This is a genomic window from Malikia spinosa (genome assembly GCF_002980625.1).
Classification (GTDB): Bacteria; Pseudomonadota; Gammaproteobacteria; order Burkholderiales; family Burkholderiaceae_C; genus Malikia; species Malikia spinosa.
Genome location: NZ_PVLR01000006.1, coordinates 32,357 through 52,113 on the forward strand (window position 1 = coordinate 32,357; position 19,757 = coordinate 52,113).

19 protein-coding genes are annotated in these 19,757 nt (G+C 68.2%); 4 read left to right on the forward strand and 15 right to left on the reverse strand.

Going from position 1 to position 19,757, the window contains the following annotated elements; all coding sequences use genetic code 11:
- Nucleotides 1-9: 9 nt before the first annotated feature.
- The 7 genes from C6P61_RS01730 to benA form a co-directional block, all read right to left on the reverse strand.
- The gene (locus C6P61_RS01730) at nt 10-816 is read right to left on the reverse strand and encodes an alpha/beta fold hydrolase (RefSeq protein WP_105728203.1); all 807 of its coding nucleotides are present in this window, start codon (nt 814-816) and stop codon (nt 10-12) included.
- 121 nt (nt 817-937) lie between these two features.
- Entirely contained in the window at nt 938-1,714 is a 777-nt protein-coding gene (gene pcaD, locus C6P61_RS01735) for a 3-oxoadipate enol-lactonase (RefSeq protein ID WP_105728204.1), read from the reverse strand.
- A gap of 13 nt (nt 1,715-1,727) precedes the next feature.
- Nucleotides 1,728-3,062: an MFS transporter gene (locus tag C6P61_RS01740; RefSeq protein ID WP_105728205.1), complete on the reverse strand. Its 1,335-nt coding sequence runs from the start codon at nt 3,060-3,062 to the stop codon at nt 1,728-1,730.
- Nucleotides 3,063-3,136: 74 nt separating this feature from the next.
- Nucleotides 3,137-3,916 (reverse strand): 1,6-dihydroxycyclohexa-2,4-diene-1-carboxylate dehydrogenase, encoded by a 780-nt coding sequence (locus C6P61_RS01745; RefSeq protein WP_105728206.1) that lies wholly within the window; start codon nt 3,914-3,916, stop codon nt 3,137-3,139.
- Nucleotides 3,917-3,969: 53 nt separating this feature from the next.
- Nucleotides 3,970-4,986 carry a benzoate 1,2-dioxygenase electron transfer component BenC gene (gene benC, locus C6P61_RS01750; protein ID WP_105728207.1) on the reverse strand — a complete coding sequence of 339 codons (1,017 nt, stop codon included), beginning with the start codon at nt 4,984-4,986 and terminating at the stop codon, nt 3,970-3,972.
- A 128-nt stretch (nt 4,987-5,114) separates the two neighbouring features.
- Nucleotides 5,115-5,603: a benzoate 1,2-dioxygenase small subunit gene (gene benB / locus C6P61_RS01755; protein ID WP_105728208.1), complete on the reverse strand. Its 489-nt coding sequence runs from the start codon at nt 5,601-5,603 to the stop codon at nt 5,115-5,117.
- 18 nt (nt 5,604-5,621) lie between these two features.
- Nucleotides 5,622-6,986, reverse strand: coding sequence for a benzoate 1,2-dioxygenase large subunit (gene benA / locus C6P61_RS01760; RefSeq protein WP_105728209.1), 1,365 nt, complete (start codon nt 6,984-6,986; stop codon nt 5,622-5,624).
- A 372-nt stretch (nt 6,987-7,358) separates the two neighbouring features.
- Here benA and C6P61_RS01765 point away from each other — a divergent pair, with 372 nt between their 5' ends.
- A complete protein-coding gene (locus tag C6P61_RS01765; RefSeq protein WP_105728210.1) occupies nt 7,359-8,312 on the forward strand; it encodes a LysR family transcriptional regulator in 954 nt (317 codons plus the stop codon).
- 4 nt (nt 8,313-8,316) lie between these two features.
- Here C6P61_RS01765 and C6P61_RS01770 read toward each other — a convergent pair whose 3' ends face one another.
- Nucleotides 8,317-8,781, reverse strand: coding sequence for a bacteriohemerythrin (locus C6P61_RS01770; protein WP_202428027.1), 465 nt, complete (start codon nt 8,779-8,781; stop codon nt 8,317-8,319).
- 129 nt (nt 8,782-8,910) lie between these two features.
- A complete protein-coding gene (locus tag C6P61_RS01775) occupies nt 8,911-11,376 on the reverse strand; it encodes a Lon protease family protein (protein WP_105728211.1) in 2,466 nt (821 codons plus the stop codon).
- Nucleotides 11,377-11,526: 150 nt separating this feature from the next.
- Here C6P61_RS01775 and C6P61_RS01780 point away from each other — a divergent pair, with 150 nt between their 5' ends.
- The 3 genes from C6P61_RS01780 (at nt 11,527) to C6P61_RS01790 (ending at nt 14,353) form a co-directional block, all read left to right on the forward strand.
- Entirely contained in the window at nt 11,527-12,303 is a 777-nt protein-coding gene (locus C6P61_RS01780; protein WP_244908726.1) for a YecA/YgfB family protein, read from the forward strand.
- 90 nt (nt 12,304-12,393) lie between these two features.
- Nucleotides 12,394-13,875: a SulP family inorganic anion transporter gene (locus C6P61_RS01785; protein ID WP_105728213.1), complete on the forward strand. Its 1,482-nt coding sequence runs from the start codon at nt 12,394-12,396 to the stop codon at nt 13,873-13,875.
- A 100-nt stretch (nt 13,876-13,975) separates the two neighbouring features.
- Complete coding sequence (locus C6P61_RS01790) at nt 13,976-14,353, forward strand: aminoacyl-tRNA synthetase (protein WP_105728214.1); 378 nt, start codon at nt 13,976-13,978, stop codon at nt 14,351-14,353.
- Between the two features lie 24 nt (nt 14,354-14,377).
- On the opposite strand, the gene C6P61_RS01795 is transcribed toward C6P61_RS01790, so the two are convergent.
- From C6P61_RS01795 to apaG, 6 genes are read right to left on the reverse strand one after another with little or no spacing between them, the layout of a single operon-like run.
- Nucleotides 14,378-14,875: a CinA family protein gene (locus C6P61_RS01795; protein ID WP_105728215.1), complete on the reverse strand. Its 498-nt coding sequence runs from the start codon at nt 14,873-14,875 to the stop codon at nt 14,378-14,380.
- 38 nt (nt 14,876-14,913) lie between these two features.
- Complete coding sequence (locus C6P61_RS01800) at nt 14,914-15,453, reverse strand: phosphatidylglycerophosphatase A family protein (RefSeq protein ID WP_105728216.1); 540 nt, start codon at nt 15,451-15,453, stop codon at nt 14,914-14,916.
- A gap of 17 nt (nt 15,454-15,470) precedes the next feature.
- Nucleotides 15,471-16,337 carry an NUDIX hydrolase gene (locus tag C6P61_RS01805; RefSeq protein ID WP_105728217.1) on the reverse strand — a complete coding sequence of 289 codons (867 nt, stop codon included), beginning with the start codon at nt 16,335-16,337 and terminating at the stop codon, nt 15,471-15,473.
- Between the two features lie 9 nt (nt 16,338-16,346).
- Nucleotides 16,347-17,318: a thiamine-phosphate kinase gene (gene thiL / locus C6P61_RS01810; protein WP_105728218.1), complete on the reverse strand. Its 972-nt coding sequence runs from the start codon at nt 17,316-17,318 to the stop codon at nt 16,347-16,349.
- Nucleotides 17,305-19,386 (reverse strand): site-specific recombinase, encoded by a 2,082-nt coding sequence (locus tag C6P61_RS01815; RefSeq protein WP_105728219.1) that lies wholly within the window; start codon nt 19,384-19,386, stop codon nt 17,305-17,307. The genes thiL and C6P61_RS01815 overlap by 14 nt, the downstream gene beginning before the upstream one ends.
- A complete protein-coding gene (gene apaG, locus C6P61_RS01820; protein ID WP_105728220.1) occupies nt 19,373-19,756 on the reverse strand; it encodes a Co2+/Mg2+ efflux protein ApaG in 384 nt (127 codons plus the stop codon). The genes C6P61_RS01815 and apaG overlap by 14 nt, the downstream gene beginning before the upstream one ends.
- Nucleotide 19,757 lies beyond the last annotated feature (1 nt).

Here is a 19,757-nt window from a genome sequence, read left to right on the forward strand (position 1 = left end):
CTCCCGACTTCAGGCGCTGGGCAGATAGCGCTGCATGGCCGCGATCACGAGCTCCGGTCGGCTCATGTGTGCCGAGTGGCCCTTCACGTCGAGCCGTTCCAGCTGGCTGCCGCGCAGCTCGCGGTGCAGGTAGTCACCGACCGAGACCGGAACCAGCGCATCGTCGCTGTGCTGCAGGATCAGGCAGGGCTTGGTGACCCGGGCCAGATCGGCGCGGTGGTCGGCGAAGAAGGTCGCTTCGGCAAAGGCGCGTGCCAGCACCGGATCGGTCGAGCAGAAGCTGTCGATGAAAGTCCCAGTGACCGCATCACCGACTGCCGCGCCGGTCGCCAGTGGCGCCAGGTAGTTGGCCCAGCCGATGTAGTTCATTTCCATCAGTGACAGCAGGCCCTCGAGGTCGGCTCGATCGAAACCGCCATGGTAGTCCGGGGGATGGTTCAGGAAGCAGGGATTCGGGCCGAGCAGGATCAGGCGCTCGAACAGGTCCGGGCGGGCGATCGAGGCCAGCATGCCGATGTTGCAGCTGACCGAATGTGCAACCAGCGTGATGCCGCTCAAGCCCAGCGCGTCGCAGACCTCGATCATGTCCTGGGCGTAGCCATCGAGGCTGGCATAGCGCTGCGGGTCGAACGCGGTCGGATCGGACTGGCCGCTGCCGACATAGTCGAACAGCACCTGGCGGTGCGTGCCCTCGAACGCCCCCGTGATCCGGTGCCACATGTGCTGGTTGCAGCCGAAGCCATGGCCATACAGGATCACCGGGCCTTGCTGGCCGATTTCGCGCACATGGTTGCGCTGCCGGATGTTGGAGGGCATTTCGATGGGCCAGGGGTAGTGAAAGAGGTCAGGCTGGTAATTGATGAATATATCATATCCCTGTAGCCATGAACCCCAATCCGTGCTGGGCTTCAGTCCCGGGCCGCTGCCCGGGACTGGCTCAGCGCAGCCCGGCCCAGAAGCCTTCGAGCAGCTGGGCGAAAGCCTCGGGTTGCTCGACCGCGCTCAGGTGGGCGGCGTCCAGGCTGGCCAGTTGCGCGCCCGGAATGCGGTCGGCGATCGCCTGCGACATCGCGGGCGGGGTGGCTTCGTCGCGGCTGCCGGCGATCACCAGCGTCGGGCAGGCGATGCGCGCGTTGCCTTCATCGAGCGCAATGCCGGCAACCGCCGCGCAGGCGGCAGCGTAGGGCAGGGCGGGGGTTGCCTCTAGCACGGTGCGCAGCTTGGCGACGCGCTCGGCACCGCCATTGACCTGGTCGGCGCGGAATTCGGGCGTGAACCAGCGCTGCAGCGCGCCGTCGGCGATCGGCGGCACGCCGTTGAGCCGCACGGTGTCGATGCGGGCCTGCCACATGGCGCGTGCGGCCGCGTCATAGCTGGCGGCCGAGTTGGCGATCACGATGCTGCGCACCAGCTCGGGGTGGCGCGCGGCCAGCGCCTGGGCGGTCATGCCGCCCATCGACAGGCCGACGAAATGCACCGGGCCGACGCCCTGGGCGCGGATCAGCTCGGCCGCGTCGTCGGCCAGGTCGTCCATGCTGTAGGCGCCTTCGGTCGCAGGCGTTTGGCCGTGGCCGCGCTGGTCGTAGCGCAGCACGGTGTAGCGCTCCTGCAGCGCGGCGGCGACGCCGTCCCACATGGTCAGGTCGCAGCCGAGCGCATGGCTCAGGACGACCAGGGGGCCCTGGCCTTGCTTGACGGTATGGAGTTGGGTCATGACTGTCCTTTGATCAGGCGGCGTAAGCCGGTTTCGGTGCCACGGCACGCTGTTGCTGCAGCAGGCTGAACACCAGCATGGCCAGCGCCGCCACGGCGCCAGGGATGGCGAACACCATGAAGTTCAGCTGCAGCGGCAGCTGGGCCGTCATCAGCGCGCCGCCCAGCAGCGGGCCGACGATGGCGCCGTTGCGGCCGATGCCCGAGGCCCAGCCCAGGCCGGTGGAGCGGATCGACAGGCCGTAGAACTGTGCCGTGCCGGCGTAGAGCAGGATCTGGGTGCCGATGGTGGTGGCGCCAGCGATGAAGATCAGCAGATACAGCATCTCGGTCGAGCTCTTGAAGCCCAGCAGGCTGATCGACACCGCAGCGGCGGCGAAGAAGCCGATCATGACCTTGTACAGGTTGAAGCGGTCGCCCAGCCAGCCACCCAGGATGGCGCCGGCCATGCCGCCGAAGTTCAGCGCCAGCAGGAAGCTCAGGCTTGATCCCAGGCTGTAGCCAGCCTGTGCCATCAGCTTGGGCAGCCAGGAGCTCAGCGCGTAGACCATCAGCAGGCAGCAGAAGAAGGCGACCCACAGGCACAGGGTGCGCAGCAGACGGCCTTCGCGGAACAATTCGACCACCGAGGCGCTGCCGCCCTTGGTGTCATGCAGCACCAGTTCGTCGTTGCTGCTGATCGCGCGGCTCTGCTCGATCCGGGCCAGGATGGCGCGGGCCTGTTCGTGCCGGCCCTGGCGCACCAGGAAGCCGACCGATTCCGGCAGCAGGTACAGGATCACGGGCAGCAGCAGCAGCGGGATGCCGGCGGCAAAGAACATCGACTGCCAGCCGAAGGTCGGCAGCATGTAGATGCCGACGCCAGCGGCCAGCATGCCGCCGAGCGAATAGCCGCTGAACATCACGGCTACCAGCGTGCTGCGCAGGCGCTTGGGGGCGTATTCGCTCATCAGCGCCACGGCGTTGGGCATCAGGCCGCCGCAGCCGAGGCCGGCGATGAAGCGGAAGATGCCGAATTCGGTCGGGCTGCTGGCGAAACCGTTGATGATGGTGGCACCCGAGAACAGCGCGAAGCAGATCGCGATGCCCTTCTTGCGCCCGATCTTGTCGGCCAGGGTGCCGAAGACCAGCGCACCGAACATCATGCCGAACAGCGCATAGCTGCCCAGGGCACCGGCCTGCAGCGGGGTCAGGCTCCATTCCTTCATGATCGCGGGCAGCACGACGCCGAAGATGAACAGGTCGTAGCCGTCAAAAATCAGCAGCAGCGCGCACAGGCACATCACCATCCAGTGGAAGCCCGAGAACTTCGCGTGGTCTATGACGTCATGGACATCGACTTTCTTCATTCTTGTCTCTCTACTCTAATGGGCGAAAAAAACCAGGACGGTGTTGCCGCCCTGGCGATTGGGAGGTGCTGCGGTCAGCCGAGGTCGCCGCCGCCGACCGGCATCGTGATGCCGGTGATGTAGGAGGCCTCGTCCGAGGCCAGGAAGCAGATCGCGTTGACCTGTTCGTCGATGGTGCCGTAGCGCTTCATCAGGCTGGAGTTGATGGTCTGGTCGACGATCATCTGGTACCAGACCTTTTCCTGTTCGGTCTGCTCGGCCGCGTTGCGCGGGATGCGGCGCGGCGGCGCCTCGGTGCCGCCGGTGGCGATCGCGTTGACGCGGATGCCGCGCTCGGCGGTTTCCAGCGCCAGGCAGGCGGTCAGCGCGTTGACGCCGCCCTTGGCCGCGCCATAAGGCACGCGGTTGACGCCGCGGGTGGCGATCGACGAGACGTTGACGATGGCGCCGCTCTTTTGCTCCAGCATGTGCGGCAGCACCGCGTGGCAGCACCACAGGGTCGGGAACAGCGAGCGGCGCACCTCGGCCTCGATCTCGTTTTCCTGGTAATGCTCGAACGGCTTGGCCCAGATCGTGCCGCCGACGTTGTTGACCAGCACGTCGATGCGGCCGAACTTCTCGACCGCCTGCTGCATGACCTTATTGCAGTCAGCGGACTTTTCCATGTCGGCGGTCAGCGCCAGCACGTCGACCTTCTTCTTCTTGAGCTGGTCGCGCAGCTCGAACACCAGCTCCGAGCGGTCAACCAGCACCAGCTGGGCGCCTTCCTTGGCCATGCGCAGCGCGACGCCGTGGCCGATGCCCTGGGCGGCGCCGGTGATCACGGCCACCTTGTTCTTGAATCGTTTAGTCATGCGGATGGAGATGAAAGAGCCCGTTGGCACGGGCTGTTGGATGGGGTCAGCGATCAGGCGCTGGCGGCGAACTTCTCGTAGTGGAAGCTGACGGGCTTGACGCCCTGGTCGCGCAGGTACTGGTTGACGGCTTCGACCATGGGCGGCGGGCCGCACAGGTAGATGTCGACTTCGCCGTCGTGGAGCTGGCCGGCTTCGAGGTGGTTGGTGACATAGCCCTTCTTCGGCTGGGCGCTGTTGGCGTCGACCACGACCAGCGCGTAGCTGAAGTTGGGCATGGCCTGGGCGAAGGCTTGCAGCTTGTCGATGTCGACCAGGTCGGTGTCGGTGTTGACGCCGTAGATCAGGTGCACCGGGAACGGGCTGCCGCCGGCGGCCGCGATCTTGTCAAGCATGGCGGTGAAGGGCGCCAGGCCGGTGCCGCCGGCCAGCATCAGTACCGGGCGCACGATGTCGCGCAGGTAGAAGCTGCCCTTGGGGCCGTTCATGACCAGGGTGTCGCCCGGCTTGGCCGATCCGGTCAGGTAGCTGCTCATCAGGCCGCCCGGCACGTTGCGGATCAGGAACGAGACCGCGTTGTCTTTCGGCATCGAGCTGAAGGAATAGGCGCGGTGCGCGTCGGTGCCCGGCACCTGCAGGTTGGCGTACTGGCCCGGCAGGAAGGACAGCTTGGCGATATCGTCGCCGGCCACGGTCAGCGCGATGGTGCTGTCGGAGACCAGGCGCACGTCCTGGATGGTCGTGCTCAGGCTGGTCTGGGCAGTCTTGCAGACGGCCGAGGAGGCGGGAATGCCGATGACGAGATCGCTCTTCGGACGCATCTGGCAGGTCAGCACGAAGCCTTGCTGCAGTTCTTCCTCGGTCAGCGCGTCGTCGATGTAGTTGCTGCCCATGTCGAACTGGCCCGACTCGCAGCTGGACTTGCAGGCGCCGCAGGCACCGTCGCGGCAGTCGATGGGGACGTTGATCTTCTGGCGATAGGCGGCATCGGCCACGGTCTCGCTGTCTTTGCAGTCGATGAAGCGCGTGACTCCATCCTCGAAATTAAGGGCGATCTTGTAAGTCGGCATGATGATTTCTCGGTTGCTGGGTGGAGCAAGCCGGGGTTGCCCGGGGAAAAAGACCGGCGCCAGCCCCTGCGAGGCCGGCGCCGTAGCCTCCGGATCCGGTCTGGCCCCGCCAAGGGGCCAGGCCTGGATCAGAGGTGGTAGACGTCGAGGACGTGGCGGATGTAGTCGTTCTTGAGCACGACCTTCTTCGACTTGATCACCGGCTTGGCGCCCGAGAAGTCGATCGTCAGGAAGCTGGTGCCGGCGAAGGTGTCGGTCACGTTGTAGCGCACGCTGAGCGTGAACCAGTTGTGGCGGACCTTCACGACGTCGCCGTTGCGCTCGACGATCTCGACGTTGCTGATGTTGTGCGAGGTGCGGGTGTCGGGGATGGTCGCGCTCGAACGCTCGGTGCGGATGCGGAAGACGCGGTCTTCCAGGCCACCACGGCTCGGGTAGTAGATCAGCGAGATCTCGGTCTGCGGATTGGTGGTCAGCTCGCCGTCATCGGCCCAGGCCGGCATCCAGAACTCGGCCTGCGGATCGTACATCTCGATCCAGGCGTCCCATTCGCGGTCGTCGAGCAGACGGGCTTCCTGGTACAGGAAGGCGCAGACGTTTTCGTAGGAGGTAGTCATGCTGTGGCGCTCCGGTTCTTATTTTGCGTTGGCTTGGGCAGCTTCTTCGGCGTCGACCGCCTTGCGCATCTGCTCCAGCCAGTAGGTGTGCTGGGCGACGTAGAGGCCTTCGTCTTCGGTCTTGACGCCGGACAGGATCGGCTTGAGGCCGATCTTGTCGGCTTCGGCGTCGGGGCCGCGCACCCAGTGCTCGGCACCGCGCGACATGTCGTTCCACTCGGCGGCACCGCCCTTGTAGCCTTGCTGGCAGGAGCGGAACTCCTCCAGGTCGTCAGGCGTCGCCATGCCGGTGGCGTTGAAGAAGTCCTCGTACTGGCGGATGCGGCGGGCACGGGCCTCGGCGCTCTCACCCTTGGGCGCGATGCAGTAGATGGTGACTTCGGTCTTGTCGACCGAGATCGGGCGCAGCACGCGGATCTGCGAGCTGAACTGGTCCATCAGGTAGACGTTCGGGTACAGGCAGAGGTTGCGCGAGTTGTTGATCATCCACTCGGCGGTGTTGGCGCCGACGCGCTCGGCCAGCTGCTCGCGCTGCGGGTAGAGCGGACGGTCTTCCGGGTTGTCCCAGCGCGTCCACAGCAGCAGGTGACCGTTGTCGAACGAGTAGGAGCCGCCGCCCTTCTTGGCCCAGCCGCCGGCGCTCATGGCCTTGATCTGGTCGTTGCCGGCTTCGCGTTCCTTGCGGGCGGCCTGGGTCGCGGCGTAGTTCCAGTGCACGGCGGTCACGTGGTAGCCGTCGGCGCCGTTCTCGGCCTGCAGCTTCCAGTTGCCTTCGAACCAGTAGGTCGAGGCGCCGCGCAGCACTTCCAGGCCTTCTTCGGACTGATCGACGATCATGTCGATGATCTTGCGCGATTCACCCAGGTGCTCTTCGATCGGCTGCACGTCGGCGTTGAGCGAACCGAACAGGAAGCCACGGTAGTTGGCAAACTTGGCGATCTTGGTCAGATCGTGGCTGCCTTCCTTGTTGAAGGTGCTGGGGTAACCGGTGTTTTCCGGGTCCTTGATCTTGAGCAGCTTGCCGGTGTTGTTGAAGGTCCAGCCGTGGAAGGGGCAGGTGAAGGTGCCCTTGTTGCCGGTCTTGAAGCGGGCCAACTGCGCGCCGCGGTGGGCACAGGCGTTGATGAAGCAGTTCAGTTCGCCGGCGCGGTTGCGCGTGATCATCACCGGCTGGCGGCCGATGGTGGTCGTGAAGTAGTCGTTGATATTCGGGACCTGGCTTTCATGAGCCAAGTAGATCCAGTTGCCTTCGAAGATGTGCTTCATCTCGAGGTCGAACAGTTCCGGGTCGTTGAAGACGGAACGCTTGACGCGGTGCAGGCCGGTGTCGTGGTCATCGACCAGCATGCCTTCCAGGCGCTCGCGCAGATTTTCTTGGCTCATAAATTATCTCCGGTTGGACTCGTGGCTCTGGTCCGCTGCGGCATGGCCGAAACGGCTGGGGTGGCGGGCAGGTCTGGCAGGAGGGGCCCTGCCGGACAGTGCGGGCGGCACGCTTCGCGGCTGGCAGGTGACGGTGGACGCATTCGGGCGCGAGACCGCCGGTGGTGGCGCTGGCCCGTTGTCGCTGTTCTTGTCTCCTGCGGTGACCATCGTCGCGGCACCGTCTGCTCCCCTGCTGCTGCGACCGCCAGACTTCTTGTCCGGTCAGTTACGTTCCAGGGGCTTGCTTGTCTTACGGAGCTGATCTTATGAACAAACCCTGATCCAAATCAAAGACTGTTTTAGAATCATCCAATACCCAGAAAGTATGCGATGGATTTTCGGCACCTCAAGTATTTCGTCGCAGTGGCGCAGGAGCGCAGTTTCACCCGCGCGGCCGAACGGCTCTACATCTCGCAGCCGCCGCTGAGCCGACAGATCCAGCAGCTCGAGGAGGAGCTCGGACTCAAGCTGCTCGACCGCGAGGCCAGGCCGCTGGCGCTGACCGAGGCCGGCCGCTTTTTCCATGCCCGCGCGGTGCGCATGCTCGAGCAGCTCGACGAAACCATTGCCATGACGCGCCGCCTGTCCCAGGTCGATCGCCGGCTGGTGATCGGCTTCGTGCCCTCGACCATGTATGGCGCGCTGCCGCGCATCGCGCGCCTGTTCCGCGCCCGCCGGCCGCAGGTGCCGCTGGTGCTGGTCGAGAAGACCACGGTCGAGCAGGGCGAGGCGCTCAAGGCCGGCCAGATCGATGTCGGTTTCGGTCGCGTGCGTTTCGACGACCCCAGCCTGCGGCGCGAGGTGTTGCGCGAAGAGCCGCTGGTGCTGGCCATACCCACCGAGCATTCCCTGGCGGGCGAATCGGGGCCGGTCAGCCTGGCGCAGGCGGCGGCCTTCCCGCAGCTGGTCTACCCGCGCAAGCCGCGCCCGAGCTATGCCGACCATATCCTGTCGCTGTTCCGCGACCAGGGCCTGGAGCCGGCCGAGGTGCAGGAAGTGCAGGAGATGCAGACCGCGCTCGGCCTGGTTGCCGCCGGCATGGGGCTGTGCCTGGTGCCGGCCAGCGCCCAGCGCTTGCGCCGCGACGAGGTGGTCTACCGCCCGCTGCTCGAGTCGAACGCGACCTCGCCGATCATCATGAGCACGCGCCTGAACGACCAGTCCGAGGATATCGCGCTGCTGCGCGAGCTGATCGACGAGGTCTACCGGCTGCAGGCGGTTGAAAAGCTCGAGGCCGAGCGCAAGTCGATGCCGGTGCTGACCGGGCCGCGCAGCAGCCCTTGAGCCTTCAGCGCAGCTGCAGGCCGCGGCGCAGCACCACGGGCTTGCCGCCCAGGCGCTTCTTGGCCATCCAGTGCGCCAGCGCCGAGTCGAGCTGGTCGGCATGCTTGGGGAACCAGTCGGCCAGATGCTCGACCAGGTCGCGCACCACGTCGGCGCCGAGCTCGCCCTTGGCGAACAGTTCGCCGACCTCGTGCACCGAGGCCAGCACCGCCGCATGTTCGTCGATATGGCAGTCGCGCGGCGGGAAGTCGTTTTCCACCATCCAGCGGTTTTCCATGCCGAAATGCTCTTCGCAATGGCGCGTGAACTCGGCCAGCAAGCCGGCCAGGTCGGCATCGGCGGCCTGTTGCATGCGGCCGACCAGCCCGACGAATTCCTCGTGGACCTCGTCGATCGGCGTGTAGCCCAGCAGGTACATGTCGTTCCAATGCATGGGCTGCTGGTCGGGGTGCGGTTGCTCGGTGGTCATGTCTCTTCTGGCGTGGCTGGCTGGGATGTGGGTGGGGTGGCGGTGGCGCAAGGGCGCCGGACCGCTGCTGGGCCTGAAGTATGAACCAGCCCGGGCCGTTTTGCCGCCGCGCCTGTTGCCGCCGCTGTTTCAGCGCCGGCGCCAGGCCTTGGGGTGGGTCGCGCGCAGGCAGGCGCGCCGGAAGGCCTGCAGCGTGGCTTCGGCGCGGCCCAGGATGCTGTTTTCGGGATAGCTGGCCGGATGCGTCCGGTTGCAGGCCGGGCCGGGCAGGGCGACTGGGCAGGACTGGCCGGGATCGGCACCGAAGGGGCGTCCCAGCAGCAGCTCGGCGCCTTCGCTGACATGGCTGACGCCGTGGATCTGGAACCGGCCCTGCTCGACCGCGGCGCAGACCTCGCGTGACAGCATCAGGTGGCGGCGGTTGCGCGCCGGGATCAGCACGCCCTGCTGGCCGTCGAGTCCGGCGTCGCGGCAGACCGCGAAGAAGCCCTCGATCTTCTCGTTGACGCCGCCGATCGGCAGCACCTCGCCGTAGGGGCTGATCGCGCCCGTGACCGCCATGCCTTGCGGCAGCGGCAGGCCCGACAGCGATGACAGCAGCGCGTAGAGCTCGGCGCAGCTGGCCGAATCGCCCTCGACGCCGTGGTATTCCTGCTCGAACACGATCGAGGCGTTGAGCGCCAGCGGCGCGATATGGCCGAACAGCGCCGACAGATAGCTCTGCAGGATCAGCACCGCCTTGTCGTGGATCGGGCCCGACAGCTCGACCTCGCGCTCGATGTTGAGCAGGCCCTCGGTGCCGGCGACGGTGCGTACCGTCACCTTCATCGGCTGGCCGAAGCTGTAGTCGCCGAGGTCGATCACGGTCAGACCGTTGAGCTGGCCGACGCGCTGGCCGCTCAACGCGATGATGCGCTCGCCGTCGGCGATGGTCTCGCGCAGGCGCTGCTCGAGGTAGTCGTGCCGGTGGCGCTGTGCCTGCAGCGCGGCGGCGACATCCTCGGCCTCGACCCCGCGCGCGCCGCGTGCCTGCGCCACCGCCGCGCTCTCGACCACCAGCGCCTCGGTACGCGAGAATGCCGCGCACTGGCGCGCCTGGTCCTCGGCCTGGCGGTGGCTGTCCTCGATCAGGCGCGCGACCGCGCCGGCCGAGAAATGCGGCAGCCCGAGCCGGGCGCAGACATGGGCGACGAAGACGCCGCTGGCGCGCCGGGTCGCGTCGCTGGCCAGGAAGCTGTCGGCGAAGTCGACCTTGGCGCGGAAATGGCGCGCGAACTCGGGGTCGCCCTCCTGCAGCGCGTAGTAATGCTCGTCCGAGCCGACCAGCACCAGCTTGACATCGACATCGATCGCCTCGGGTTCGAGCGAGGTCGAGGCCTGGGCCGAATAGACGACCGCGGGCTCCTCGATCTGCAGCCGGCCGTTGCGCAGGAAGCGGCGCAGCTTCTCCCACACCAGCTCGTCGGCCAGCAGGTCGCGCATGTGCAGCATCAGGAAGCCGCCATGAGCTTTCAGCAGGCTGCCGGCGCGGATGCGCGAGAAATCGGTCACCAGCACGTCGTTGTCGGACTGGTATTCGATGCTGCCGAACAAGGCGCGGAACAGCGGGTTGTTCTCGATGATGACCGGCGCGCCATGGGCCTCGGCGTTGTCGACCACCAGGTTGACGCGGTAGCGCGCCAGCACCTGCGCGAGTGCTTCCTTGCGCTCGGGCTCGTCCTCGGGCGCGCCGCTCTCGAACAGGTGCAGCTGCTCGAGCAGATCGACGCCGACCTGTTCGAGCCAGGCGCCGAGCTTGCGCGTGTCCTTGATCTGCTTCTTCAGGCCCTGGCGGATCGCCTGCAGCTCGCGCTCGAGCAGCGGCTTGACGGCCTGCAGCCGCAGCGCGGTCACGCCGGCTTCGAGCGCGCGCTCGAGCGGCTGGGTCAGCTCGAGAAAGCGCAGGATCTCGCCGCGCAGCTCGCGCTCGCCCTGGTCGTAGCGGTCGCGCTCTTCCTGCGCCAGCGCGGCGAGTTCGGCCGAGGTCAGGCCCTGGCCGTCGGGGCCGATCAGGGTCAGGATCAGCTGGCCGTCCTCGCGCCGCAGCGCGAAATGGCGCGCCGCCGCGAAGCTCGACAGCGCCTGGTAGGCCACGGCCTCGCGCTCGGCGTAGTCATGTTCGAGCCGGTCCTGCGCGGCCTTGAAGTCGGATTCGGCAAAGCGCTTCGGAATCCCGGTCTGCAGCGTCTTGACCAGCTGCAGCATCAGCTGGCGCAGCTGGCGGCCCTCGCCGGCGGGCAGGCGCAGCGCGCGCGGGCGCTCGGGCGCATCGAAGTTGTGCAAGTAGCACAGGTCGGGCGGTGCCGGGCGGCGGGCGGCGGCGGCCTGCATTTCCTGCTGCAGCAGGGTCGAGCGCCCGGTGCCGATGTCGCCGAGCACGAACAGGTGGTAGTCCGGGTGGTCGAGCCCGAGGCCGAAGCGGGCCGCGGTCAGCGCGCGCTCCTGGCCGATCCAGGGCAGTTCCTCCTGCGCCAGTTCGGCTGTGTCGGCAAAGCCGAGCTGGGCGGGATCGAGCTGCAGGCGCAGCTCGGCGGGGGTGAGTCGGATGGCGGGCATGCGGGCTCCTTGTCTCCGGCAGCTGGCCCCAAGGTCCCACGCCGGCGCTGTGGTCCAGTCTAGTCCTGAACGCCGGCGCCTGCCTAGCCAGCCGCCACGGCGGGCCGTTACACTGCCGGCATGAACACCGCTACTCCCGCCCTTGAGCCCATGAACGACCAGGAATTCGACGCGCTCGACCAGATCCTGGACAGCCTGCGCGAGCGCCTCGACGAAGTCCCGCAATGGGAATTCTGCGAGGGCGCGATCGCCGCGCTGATCTGCTGCCGCCGCGACATTCCGGCCGCCGAGTATTTCGGCGCCCTGATGGGCGACGAGGACAGCGGCCAGTTCGGCCCCGAGCTGTTCGCCAGCCCTGAGCAGTACGAGCAGTTCCTGACGCTGTGGAACCGGCGCTGGAACGAGGTCGTCACCGCGCTCGACGCCCAGGTCGACAACCTCGAGGACGCGCGTGCCTACGCGCCCGAAGTCATGGACGTGCGCGGTGCCGTCGCAGCCATGAGCGAGTCCGAGCGCGCCGAGATGGCCGATGAACTGGCCGACCAGGAGCTGCCCTATTTCGCCCAGGTCTGGGCGCTGGGCTTCATGTTCGTGGTCGAGACCTGGCCCGAGGAATGGGCCGCCCCGCGCGACAAGGAAGCACGCGAGTGGCTGGAGGATGCGCTGAACCGCATCGTCACGCTGACCGAGGACGACGACGGCGAGCCGGTCATCAGCATGTTTGGCGAGGACAGCCCGCCCAGCGTGAGCCAGGCCCGCATCAACGCCTATGGCGACGCGATCTGGGCCGCCTACGACCTGCGCGACCTCTGGAAGAGCATCGGCCCGCGCGTCGAGCAGGTGGTCAAGGGTGACGAGCCCGGCCGCAACGATCCCTGCTCCTGCGGCAGCGGCAAGAAGTACAAGAAATGCTGCGGCGCCAACTGACCCACTGAACCTGGTCTGACCCCGGCCTGATCCACGGCTCGAACGCCGGCGCTGCCTGTCTGGGTGGCGCCGGTTTTTTCATTTGAAACCATGAAGCATTCCCTGCAACGTCTGCGCGCCGAATGGGCGCCGAGCATCCCGCGCGAGCTGCTGGCTGGCGCGGTCGCGACCTTTGCGCTGATCCCCGAGGTGATCGCGTTCTCCTTCGTCGCCGGCGTCGATCCGGCGGTCGGGCTGTTCGCCTCCTTCGTCATCAGCCTGGTGATCGCGTTCGCGGGCGGGCGTCCGGCCATGGTGTCGGCCGCGGCCGGTTCGGTGGCGCTGGTGGCGGCACCGCTGATGGCCTCGCATGGCCTGGCCTACCTGCTGGCGGCCGGTCTGCTGGCCGGGCTGGTGCAGGTCGCGTTCGGCCTGCTGCGGCTCGGCGTGCTGGTGCGCTTTGTCTCGAGTTCGGTCCGCACCGGCTTCGTCAACGCGCTGGCGGTGCTGATCTTTGCCGCGCAATGGCCCCATCTGCAGGCCGCCAACGGCATGGGCTGGGCCATGCTGGCGCTGGGCCTGGCGCTGATCTACGGTCTGCCGCTGCTGCCCGGGCGTGCCTTCACGCTGATTCCGCCGCCGCTGATCTGCGTGCTGGTCCTGACGCTGCTGAGTTCGGCGCTGGGTCTGCCGCTGGCGACGGTGGCCGACCTGGGCCGGCTGCCCGATGCGCTGCCGAGCTTCGGCCGGCCCGAGGTGCCGGCATCAATCGAGACGCTGCGCATCATCGCGCTGCCGGCGCTGGCGATTGCCATGGTCGGCCTGCTCGAGTCGGTGCTGACCGCCGCCGTGGTCGACGAGATGACCGAAACCCCGAGCGACAAGAACCGTGAATGCTCGGGCCTGGGGCTGGCCAACATGGCGGCCAGCCTGTTCGGCGGCATCGCGGGCTGCGGCATGATCGGCCAGGCGGTCGGCAACGTGAAATACGGCGGCCGCGGCCGGCTCTCCACCCTGTTTGCCGGGGTCTTCCTGTTGCTGCTGATGGTGCTGCTCAAGCCCTGGGTGTCGCAGGTGCCGGTGATGGCGCTGGTCGCGATCATGGTGATGGTGTCGGCCGAGACCTTCAACTGGGCTTCGCTGCGCACGCTGGTGGTGCATCCGCGCAGCTCGAGCGCGGTCATGCTGGCGACCGTGGTGGTGACGATCGCGACCCACAACCTGGCCGCCGGCGTCGGGGTTGGCGTGCTGCTGAGCGGCGTGCTGTTTGCCGTCAAGGTCTCGCAGCTGCTGGAGGTGAAGGCCGAAGACGACCAGACTACCGGACTGCGCACCTGGCGCGTCACCGGCCAGGTGTTCTTTGCCTCGGCCGATGCCTTCATCGAGGCCTTCGACATCCTCGATGTCGAGCGGCGCCCGGTGCGGATCGACCTCGCGCGGGCGCATTTCTGGGACATCACGGCGGTGGCTGCGCTCGACAAGGTGGTCGAGCGGTTGCGCCACCATGGCTGCGCGGTCGAGGTGGTCGGGCTCAATGAGGCCAGCGCGGTGCTGATCGACCGGCTCGGAGCCAAGGACGCAGAAGCCGCCTGAACGAAGCGTGGCACGCACAGCAGCAGCGCCCCTCCCGGGCTTGACGCCGCTGTCTTGAGCGCGTTCAATCTTTCGCAAACCGATTGCGGAGGAGAACGCCATGCGCATCAGCGACCAGGACTATTTCCGCAGCTGCATTGCCAAGGAGCGGCAGCTGGCGCAGCTGCTGGGCCACCAGCAGATCGAGGAATGCTACGAGAGCGTCGGCAAGCTCTGGGCGGGCGCGCAGGCGTTGCCGGCCTGGACCCGCGACTGGGCCGCTTGCGGGCCGCTGCTGGCGCAGCATGCGCTGTCGCTGGTCTTCGTGACCCCGGATGACGCTACCGAGCCCGACGGCGCCGAGATCGGCCAGACCCGGGTCCATTTCTCGGATCACCCGAGCCGGGACCGGGCGCTGATGTTCGGCATCGTCAAGGAAGTGATCCGCCGGCTCGAGCATCCGCACCACGCGGCGCAGCCCTTGCATCCGCTGCCCTGAGGCGCGTGCCGGCCGGGCGCTGACTCAGGCCGTCGCCAGTCGCTGCAGCAACCCCTGCAGCGCATGCATGACCGTCGCCGCCCGCACCGCGTCGCGGTCGCCGTCGAAGCGTTGGCATTCGGTCCAGGCCTGCTCGCCCACCGCCCAGCCGAACCAGACCAGGCCGACCGGCTTGTCGGCGCTGCCGCCGGTCGGGCCGGCCACGCCGGTCACTGCCACGCTGACCTGGGCCCGTGAATGCGCGACCGCACCCAGCGCCATTGCGCGCGCTACCGGCTCGCTGACCGCGCCATGCGCCTCGATCAGTGCCGCCGGCACGCCGAGCTGTTCGGTCTTGGCGGCGTTGGAATAGGTGACGAAGCCGCGCTCGAACCAGTCGCTTGAGCCGCTCAATCCCGTGCAGCAGGCGGCGATCAGGCCGCCGGTGCAGCTTTCGGCCGTCGCCATCATGGCGCCTTGTGTCTTGAGCGCTTGCGCCAGGTCGGTGCAGAGTTGCAGGATTTCGGGGTCGTCGGTTCTCATGGCGATGCTCGGTCAGGGGTGAAAAGTTTCGAGCGGGTTCAGAGCCAGCGCCAGAACGCGATCAGCAGCAGGGTGCAGGCAGCTGCCACCAGATCGTCGAACATGATGCCCCAGCCGCCACGCCAGCCCCAGCCCTTGAAGGCCTGGTCGGCCCAGCGCACCGGGCCGGGCTTGGCGGCGTCGAAGTAGCGGAACAGCCAGAAGGCCCAGAACTGGCCCCAGAAACCGACCGGCGCCGCCAGCCAGAGCACGAGCCAGAACGCGACCACCTCATCGATCACGATGTAGCCCGGATCGGCTACCCCGGTGCGCTTGACGGTGGCGACGCTGGCCCACCAGCCCGCCAGCAGCGTGGCGCCGATGATCAGCGCCCAGCCGGCGTCGCCCGGCCGCCCGAGCCGGTCGATCAGCAGGAAGGCGATCCAGGCCCAGAGCGTGCCGACGGTGCCGGGTGCCACCCGGCTCAGGCCGGCGCCAAAGCCCAGCGCGATCAGGTGCGACAGGCGCGAGAACAGGAAGCGGCGATCGGGGCGCAGCACCGGCTCGCTTTTCGGGAAAGGCTTGTAGGAGGTTTCCATGGAAATTTGAATCTTGTTCAGTCGAACCAGGCCGCGAAGCCGCCGACGGGCTCGAAGCGGCGTGGCAGCCAGTGCAGCCTTGTCGGGCCGGGCAGTGCGCGTTCGCGCACCGAGTGCAGCGGATCGCCGGGCAAGTACAGCAGGCGCTCGCCGTCGACCTCGCTGGCCTCGGGCTGGATGCGTGGCGGACGAGCGGCCAGCGCCTCGTTCCAGGCGCTGTCGACAGTGGCGTGGCGCGCGAGCTTGACCAGGCTCATGAGCTGGGGCGGAACCAGTTCGAGCCGGTGTTCGGCGTGCAGCGTCAGCGCCTGACGCGGCGCCAGCCAGACCGCCTCGGTGGTCTCGTAGCCGTCATGCCTGGCCTCCTGTCCGGTCGGCAGCCGGGCCAGGAAGAAACGGGTGTCGAAGGCGGCCCCCGAGGCCGGGTGACGCGGCGTGATCCAGCGCGACCAGGGCAGGATGGCGCTGGCTTGCCAGCGCAGGCCCAGCGCGGCCATGGCGTCGGCCAGCGCTTCGCCGGCGGTCTGGCGATCCGCCAGCGCCTGCCTGGCCGCTGCATCGGCGTTGTCGGCCAGCAGCAGGCCGGCTTCCTCGAAGGTTTCGCGCAGCGCGGCCAGGTGCAGGCCGGCGGCCTTTTCCGGGGTCAACGCGGGCTCGTCAAGGCGTGCCAGCAGTTGCTCGGCCTCGAGGTCGAGCGCGGCCAGCGCATCGGGGCTGCAGTCGGTCGGGTCCAGCTTGCCGCCCGGGAAGACATGGACGCCGCCCATGACGCGGGAATCGGCGTGGCGGCGCAGCAGCAGCACCTCGAGTCCGGCGCTGCCGTCGCGCAGCAGCACCAGCGAGGCCGCATCGCGCGGCGGACGTTCGGTTTCAGTCGGGTTCATGAGGGGGATTCAGGCGAAATGGTCAAAGCTGGCCCAGGCCAGATCGAGTGGCCGGCCGCAGGCGTCCTGCCAGCGCAGGCCGGGCTCAGTCGTGATGCGGCCCAGGCAGGACACGGGCGTGGCCGCCGAGCAGGCGGCTTGCAGCACGGCATCGTGCGCGCCAGCCGGTGCGGTGAAGATCAGTTCGTAGTCGTCGCCGCCGGCCAGCGCACAGTGCAGCGCGCGTTCGCGCGGCAGGGCGCGCAGGTCGGCGCTGATGGCGTCAGAGGCCAGCAGCGCATCGGCGTCCAGTTCGGCGCCGACGCCCGACGCGACCAGGATATGGCCCAGGTCGCCGCACAGGCCGTCGCTGACATCGGCGGCGGCGCTGGCGATGCCGCGCAGCGCCAGCCCCAGCGCGAGCCGCGGTGTCGGGCGCTCGAGCCGCTGGCGTGCCCGCGCCAGGACTTCGGGCGCCAGTTCGATCTCGCCCAGCAGCGCGTCGAGCGCCAGCCGCGCATCGCCGAGCTGGCCGCTGACCCAGACCTCGTCGCCGGCGCGCGCGCCGCTGCGCCGCAGTTCCTGGCCCGGCGGCACCTGGCCGAACACCGTGATGCAGAGGTTCAGCGGGCCCTTGGTGGTGTCGCCGCCGACCAGCGGGCAGGCCGCGCCATCGGCCAGCTCGAACAGGCCGCGGCTGAAACCGGCCAGCCAGGTCGCGTCGGCGCGCGGCAGCGCGAGCGCCAGCGTGCAGCCGAGCGGGCGGGCGCCCATGGCGGCCAGGTCGCTCAGGTTGACCGCGAGCGCCTTGTGGCCGAGCGCGACCGGATCGACATCGGCAAAGAAATGCCGGCCCTCGACCAGCATGTCGGTCGAGATCGCCAGCCGCTGGCCCGGCTCGGGTGCCAGCAGCGCACAGTCGTCGCCCACGCCCAGCACCACGCCGGGCGGGTTGGCGCCAGCGCGCTGGAAGTAATGGCGTATCAGTTCAAACTCGCCCATCGGGTGGCTCGTCCTCGTGGGTTTCGGGGGGGGCGATGTCGACGTCGGCATGGGCCTGGGTTTCCTGCTGGGCACTGACCGGCCACAGGAAGCTCAGCGGCGCGCGGCGCAGGCGATGCCGGATCGCGCCCTGGATGCGCTGGCGGTTGACGTCGCTGACGCTGCGCGCCTTGAGCGCGAGCCGGAAGGCCAGATAGAAGCTGACCGCCAGGTTGATCGGTCCGACCAGCAGCATCGCGGCCAGCGCCGACCAGAAGGCCGGCTCCAGCCACACCGTCCAGCCCAGCGCCATCACGGCGGCCGTCAGCTGCCCCATGACCAGGGTCACATGGCGCACCTCGAGCTCGAGCCCGAAAAACCCCGCGATGGCCGGCACCAGCCCCAGCATCAGCCCGAGCGAGATATTGGCCGCCAGGCCCGAGATATGGGTGCGCATGAAATGGCTGCAACGCTGGGCCAGGCGTTGGCCCAGCCGACCGGTGATGCTCGGGTGGTAGGCGATCGCCGAATCGAGCTTGTGCAGCACGAACCAGTTCTCGACCCAGCCCGCGACGATGCTGCTGGCGAACAGCAGCAGGCCCGTCACGGCGGCAAACAGCAGGGTCGGGCCCAGCAGCTGATGGCTGTCGAGCACATGGCGTGCCTTCTCGGGCGTCAGCATCGGCGCATCCGTCATCAGCCACAGGGCGGCGCTGATCAGGGCCACCACTGGCGCCACCAGCGCCAGGTTGCCGATGATGGCCGCGACCTGGGAGCGGAACAGGTGCGCGACCTCGTCGACGAAGCGCAGCACACCTTCGCGCGAGCGCAGGTCGCGCAGCTTGGCGACCATGGCCGGCGCCGTCACGGCCGGTTGCTTGGTCGCGACCGTCAGGTGCAGCAGTTGGATCAGCACGAAGGCGGCGGCATAGTTCAGGCCCGCGGCCAGCCCGCTCCAGAACGCCGACAGCGCCAGGCCGCCGAGCAGGAACTTGAACCAGGTCGTGAAGCCGAGCACGGCGCCACCCCCGCCGGCGCGCAGCAGCATGTCGCGGTACTCGTCCCAGTTGCGCGTGATGTAGTGCTCGCCGCTTTCGGCGCTGCGCTCGGCCACGCGCGCTGCGGTCAGCTGGGTGCTGCTGGCGACCAGGGCGCGGATGCTGCGGCTCTCATGGCCGACCTGCACCAGTTGGCCGATGAAACGGGCCGTCGTGCGCGGGCGCTGCTCGGACAGCAGGCAGTCGAGCAGGGTGGTCGCCCGCAGCACCCGTTCGCGCAGCTGGCGCAGCCGGAACACGATGCCGACCGAGATGCCATGCTCCTCGAGATGGGCGTAGACCGAATAGGCGGCCTGGCGCGCCAGGTCCAGCAGCCGGTGCAGTTCGGGCAGCTGAGCCTGGGCCTCGGCGCTGGCCACGCCCTGCGCAGCGGCGGCGCGGCGAAAGTTTTCCAGCGCCATCGGCAGATCCAGGAAGCTGCGCGCCTGGCGCGCCTCGACCGACATGCGCGAGCGCAGCTCGGGCCGAAAGCCGGTGGCGCTGATCTGGCCGATGCAGAACGACAGCGCATCGATCAGCGTCTGCTCCCAGTCGCTCAAGCGGCTTGCAGGTGCGCCACGACTCTCGGCGGGCAGGTCGGGCTCCGACCCCAGCAGCGCGCCGAGGCGTTCGAGCTGGCGTGCCGACAAGGCGCCCAGCCAGCGTGCATCGAGCGGATCGTGGAACAGCAGGCCGAACAGCTCGGTCATGTCGGTGGTCACGGGCGAACTCGGCAGCATCTTGTGCCGGATCCGGTGTCCGAGCTCGGTCATGAAGGCCGATTGCGAGGCAAAGCCGAAATCGGCCAGCAACGGCGCCAGATCGACATCCTGGCGAAAGCGTCGCCACCAGAGGCGCCAGCGCGCCAGCCAGTCGGGGTCGGCCTCGGCGGCATCGAGCAAGGCGCCGAGTCGCTTGAGCGTGGCCGGCACGTCGGCCTCGGGGCCGCGCAGCCAGTCGATCAGCGCGATCAGCCACAGGTGGCGCTCGGCCCGGCCGGCGGCGGGATCGAGCGTGGCCAGCAGGGTGGCGGGCTCGTCAATGGGTTTCATGGCCACCCGTCGGGACGTTGAGCGTGAAGGTCGGAATCGCCACCTCGAAGCGGTGGCCGTCGACGCCGACGCAGAAGTAATGCCCGCTCATGATGCCCATGGCGGTCTGCAGCCGCGCGCTGCTGGCGTACTGGAACGCCTCGCCGGGCTGGAGCAGGGGCTGGCGACCGACCACGCCCAAGCCATCGACGATCTGGGTTTCGCCGAAGGCGTCCTCGATCTCCCAGTGGCGCGCGATCAGCTGGGCCGGCACCGAGCCGGTGTTCGAGATCGTGACCGTGTAGGCAAAGACATAGGAGTCCTCCATCGGCGAGGACTGCGCGGGCAGGTATTCGGGCCTGACCTGGACGGCGAACTGGTGTTGGGGCATG